Below are 4,998 nucleotides of genomic sequence, written 5' to 3'. Positions count from 1 at the left end.
ATAGTAAAAACCAGCTTGAAATTTTCCGCGAAAAAGGTCAAAATAGCATATAGTAATTCTGTTATATAATAATAGTAGGAAACGTATTTTATCGGAGAGGGGCCGCTTTGGACATGGAACAACAACCGTACATACATGATCCGGAAATCGTGGCGCAGATTGAAAAAGACTTACGCTATATTTCCGGTATTGTCAAGCAAAAAGGCCGGGAATTATTAAGCGATTATAAAATAACGCCTCCCCAATTTTTGGCACTGCAGTGGCTTTTTGAAGAAGGTGACATGACAATCGGGGAGCTGTCGACAAAAATGTATCTGGCATTCAGCACAACGACTGACCTGATTGACCGGATGGAAAAAAATGAGCTTGTTAAGCGCGTAAAAGATCCGCATGACAGGCGTGTTGTGCGCATCCACTTGTTGGAAAAAGGTCGCGTGCTGATCGACGAGGTGATCAAAAAAAGGCAGACGTATTTGAACTCTGTACTCTGCCATTTTTCACCGGAAGAACTCGTAAAATTAAAAAGCAACTTAGTGAAACTGCATCAGGAAATGAAGACAGAATGAGGCGAGAAGTTTGAATGCACCAATTGGCATTATTGATTCGGGAGTAGGCGGTCTGACTGTTGTTAAGGAAGTGATGCGGCAGCTCCCGAATGAATCGATTTATTATGTGGGCGACACGGCGCGTTGCCCATACGGACCAAGACCTGTTGAAGAAGTGAAAAAATTTACATGGCAAATGATCCATTTTTTGCTTGATAAACATATCAAAATGCTTGTTATTGCCTGCAACACGGCGACGGCAGTCATTTTGGACGAAGTAAGGGAGCAGCTCAAAATTCCTGTTCTTGGTGTTATTTACCCAGGCGCACGTGCTGCTTTAAAACATACAAAAAACTTCCGGATCGGCGTATTGGGCACCATCGGGACAATTAAAAGCCAAGCATATGAACGGGCGTTAAAAAGCATCAATAAAAAAGTCAGGATTACGGCGCTTGCCTGCCCGAAATTTGTACCGCTTGTGGAGAGCGGCCAGTACAACAGCCCGATTGCGAAAAAAATTGTCGCAGAAACGCTCTATCCGATCCAAAACTGCGGGATTGATACTTTGATCCTCGGATGTACCCATTATCCGCTCCTCGGCTCGATCATCAAAAATGTGATGGGCGAGAACGTATCGGTCATCAGTTCAGGTGAAGAAACGGCCCGTGAAGTGAGCACGATCCTTTACTTTCACGATATTTTCAATATGGAAGATACAAGGGCGAAACACCGCTTCTTTACAACAGGGTCAAGAAAAATATTTGCCGCACTTGCTTCCGACTGGCTGGAGCAGGATATTACCGATGTTGAAACCATTCAATTGGGAGAAACTTTCTCCTGATTGGATGGTTTTTTCCTTTCGGTTCCAGGAAACAACATAGAACAGGGCTGCATGTGGCAAACCACCTCTTGTAAAACAGAGGTGTTCGTATGGAATACAGAAGTCTTGCGGCCCATGAAATAATGGAGTTCCATGAAATGCTGAATTTCAAAACGACTTGCTTGTTAAAGTCCGAAATTTTTGCCTGGCCGGTCTAAATTTTGGCGGTGCCCGTATACATAGTAGTACAAACAGTCTTCAGGAGGGGGAAGGGATGTTGAAAAGATCGAAAGCGGCCGGGACCATCGCTGCGGTGTTGGCGGCTTCCGGCATTTACATGTCGGGATGCAGCCTGCTGCCGGACAAACAGCCGGAAAAAATAGATCCGCACCAAAGCGTTTCCTTGAAAGATGGGACAAAAACAGCGGCAAAAGCGAAAAAAGGGCAAGTGCTGACAGAATTGTATTTAATAGATAAGTATGGGTATGTCGTGCCGCAAACCATTGCGCTGCCTGAAAGCAAAAGTGTCGCAAAGCAGGCGTTAGAATATTTGGTGCAGGACGGACCTGTGTCCAATTTGCTTCCGAACGGATTCCGCGCGGTGCTTCCTGCCAATACGCAATTCACCCTTGATGTAAAAGACAAGGTGGCGGCTGTTGATTTTTCGGATGATTTTAAAGGATACAAAGCTGCAGATGAGAAAAAAATCATGGAATCGATTACGTGGACACTCACTCAGTTCGATTCCATTCAAAAAGTGAACCTCAAGATGAACGGAAAGGCGCTGAAGGCGATGCCGGTAGCCGGAACGCCGATTAATGAGGACGGATTGACGAGGGCTGTCGGCATCAATACGGATATCGATCAAGTCGCTGATATTACGAATACCCATTCGGTGACCGTCTATTATTTGGCGCAAACGGGGGATAAAGAATACTACGTGCCGGTAACAAAGCGCGTTCCGGATAAAATGTCAGATGATGTGGAAGCGGCAGTCGAAGAGCTTGTCAATGGCCCGTCCCCGAGTTCCCGTCTTGTTTCCGGATTCATGGATGATGTTAAATTGCTGAATAAGCCGGAAATTCAGGCTGGAAAAGTTACCCTCAATTTCAACAAAGAAATTTTGGGCAGTTTAGATCAAAAAATGATTTCCAATGAGGTGTTAAAACCGCTAGTCCTCACGCTGACGGAGCAGAAAGGCATCAAAAGTGTCGCGGTGGAAGTGGATGGCAGCAAGAAGCTTGTCACTGAAGACGGAAAACCGCTTTCTGAACCGGTCACAAGGCCGGAAAAAGTAAACACGGGTAGTTTTTAAGGGCATATTTTTGTTATACTATAAAATATGGACACTAAAAAGGGGTAGTCGGGCTACCTCTTATTTGTTGTATGGATATTGTTGAAGGAGGCAGCGGAGAAGTGCGAACAGACGGGCGGGAGGCATCCGAATTAAGGCCTGTACATATTGAAAGTGGTTATTTAATGCATCCGGAAGGCTCTGTCCTCATATCTGTCGGCAATACAAAGGTGATTTGTACGGCCAGTGTGGAAGACAGGGTTCCGCCATTTTTAAGGGGGAGCGGAAAAGGCTGGATTGCAGCGGAATATTCCATGCTGCCGAGGGCAACCCAGCAGCGGAATATCCGCGAGTCTTCCAAAGGAAAAGTGTCGGGAAGGACAATGGAAATCCAGCGGTTAATTGGCAGGGCTTTGCGCGCGGCAGTTGATTTGGATCAGCTTGGGGAAAAAACGATCTGGGTGGATTGCGATGTCATCCAGGCAGACGGCGGCACAAGAACCGCTTCGGTGACGGGTGCTTTCGTGGCTGTGGCAGAAGCCATCGCAAACATACATAAATCAAAACCATTCGCAACATTCCCGATCCAGCATTTACTGGCCGCAACGAGTGTTGGCATTATCCCGGAAGAAGGGATCGTCCTTGATCTCAATTACGAGGAAGACAGCAAGGCGTTGGTTGACATGAATGTTGTGATGACAAGCGCGGGGGAGTTTGTCGAACTTCAGGGGACGGGCGAGGGGGCGACGTTTACCCCTGCCCAGCTGAACGGACTGCTCGCGGCTGCGCAAACCGGTTTGGAGGAACTTTTTGAAAAACAAAAAGAAATATTGGGTGATTTGCTGCCGCTCATCGGACAGTAAGGAGGGGGAAAAATTGGCGGCTGTATTAATCGCTACAAAAAATAAAGGCAAAGCAAAAGAATTTGCAGCATTGTTTTCCCGGTTCGGGCTTGAAGTTAAAACGCTTTTGGATTTTGAAGGTGCGGCGAATGTCGAAGAAACCGGGAGTACGTTTGAAGAGAATGCGATTTTGAAAGCAGAGGCGGCTTCAAAAGCTTACGGCATGATGGCGATCGCCGACGATTCCGGGCTCATGGTTGATGCGCTCGGCGGCAGGCCAGGCGTTTATTCGGCACGGTATGCCGGGGAAGAAAAAAACGATGAAGCCAATATTGACAAAGTGCTTTCCGAGATGGAAGATGTGCCTGATGAAAAGCGCACCGCTTCGTTTTATTGCGCGCTTGCCGTGGCGCAGCCCGGAAAGGAAACCTTTACCGTTTCGGGAACGTTAAAAGGGAGGATTACGCGCGAAAGGATGGGGGAGTACGGTTTTGGCTACGACCCGATTTTTATGCTTTCGTCCGGCAAAACGCTGGCCCAGCTCCCCGCTAAAGAAAAAAATAAGATCAGCCATCGGGCAAACGCATTAGCGAATCTGGCGGATTCATTGCATTTGATTTTAGGGGAGGAAGGCAAAAAATGAAGTTGCTCATTGTCAGTGACAGCCACGGTTTGACAGAAGAACTATCCGAGCTTCAAGAGCAATATGGTGATTCTGTCGATGCATTGATCCATTGCGGCGATTCCGAACTGCGGGCCGGACAGATAGAAATTAAAGATTTTTTGATCGTGCGCGGAAATTGCGATTTCGAGCGGAGGTTCCCGCTCGATATTACAAAAAAAATTGACGGCAATACGATTTTTGTCACACACGGCCATCATTATAATGTAAAAATGACGCTGATGAATTTGAATTATAAAGCGAAAGAAGTCGACGCCGATTTTGTCTTCTTCGGGCATTCCCACGTGCTTGGCGCGGAGATGATCGACAACCGCTTGTTCCTCAATCCCGGCAGCCTTCTAATGCCGCGGGGCAGGGTGGAGAAAACATATGCCATCGTTGAGAAAGAAGGCAATACGATCCGTGTTTCGTTTTATACGGACAAGCACCGGGAACTGGAAGATCTGCGCCAGGAATTCGTGCTGTAATGTCAATCATGCTCTGATTGCAGCTGCTGGTTCTGCGGCATGCAATCAGAGCATGATTGGCTTAAGGTTATTGTGCCCACTACGAAATCCAATTCCATTCCGCAAAAACATCGCATGTTTCCCCAAAATAATCAAATCGTTTGGCAAAAATAGGATTGACAACTGATTGTTTGCTGAGTATAATAATGTATGTTCGCAACGAGCCATTTGAAAAATGTCCCAGTAGCTCAGCTGGATAGAGCAGCGGCCTTCTAAGCCGTCGGTCGGGGGTTCGAATCCCTTCTGGGACGCTTCGAATAAAAAAAGGCTGAATGACAGGGGGTTTCCCCGGTCATTCAGCCTTTTTTT

Annotated in this window: 6 protein-coding genes and 1 tRNA gene; all 7 read left to right on the top strand. The window is 46.9% G+C overall.

Annotated elements, in window-relative coordinates:
• Window positions 1-113: 113 nt before the first annotated feature.
• Window positions 114-566: a MarR family winged helix-turn-helix transcriptional regulator gene (locus tag BpJC4_RS15440; RefSeq protein ID WP_172967582.1), complete on the top strand. Its 453-nt coding sequence runs from the start codon at window positions 114-116 to the stop codon at window positions 564-566.
• A gap of 10 nt (window positions 567-576) precedes the next feature.
• Entirely contained in the window at window positions 577-1,386 is an 810-nt protein-coding gene (gene racE, locus BpJC4_RS15435; protein WP_151680274.1) for a glutamate racemase, read from the top strand.
• Window positions 1,387-1,639: 253 nt separating this feature from the next.
• Window positions 1,640-2,680 carry a GerMN domain-containing protein gene (locus BpJC4_RS15430; protein WP_151680337.1) on the top strand — a complete coding sequence of 347 codons (1,041 nt, stop codon included), beginning with the start codon at window positions 1,640-1,642 and terminating at the stop codon, window positions 2,678-2,680.
• A gap of 101 nt (window positions 2,681-2,781) precedes the next feature.
• On the top strand, window positions 2,782-3,522 hold the full coding sequence (gene rph, locus BpJC4_RS15425; protein WP_151680273.1) for a ribonuclease PH: 741 nt from the start codon (window positions 2,782-2,784) through the stop codon (window positions 3,520-3,522).
• 13 nt (window positions 3,523-3,535) lie between these two features.
• Window positions 3,536-4,144: an XTP/dITP diphosphatase gene (locus tag BpJC4_RS15420; protein WP_151680272.1), complete on the top strand. Its 609-nt coding sequence runs from the start codon at window positions 3,536-3,538 to the stop codon at window positions 4,142-4,144.
• A complete protein-coding gene (locus tag BpJC4_RS15415) occupies window positions 4,141-4,650 on the top strand; it encodes a metallophosphoesterase (protein ID WP_151680271.1) in 510 nt (169 codons plus the stop codon). The genes BpJC4_RS15420 and BpJC4_RS15415 overlap by 4 nt, the downstream gene beginning before the upstream one ends.
• A gap of 216 nt (window positions 4,651-4,866) precedes the next feature.
• A tRNA-Arg gene (locus BpJC4_RS15410) sits at window positions 4,867-4,940 on the top strand.
• Window positions 4,941-4,998 lie beyond the last annotated feature (58 nt).

The organism is Weizmannia acidilactici (assembly GCF_008974185.1).
Lineage (GTDB): Bacteria > Bacillota > Bacilli > Bacillales > Bacillaceae_C > Weizmannia > Weizmannia acidilactici.
Note: the sequence above shows the minus strand (reverse complement) of the source record. Positions and strands in the feature narration are given on the sequence as shown.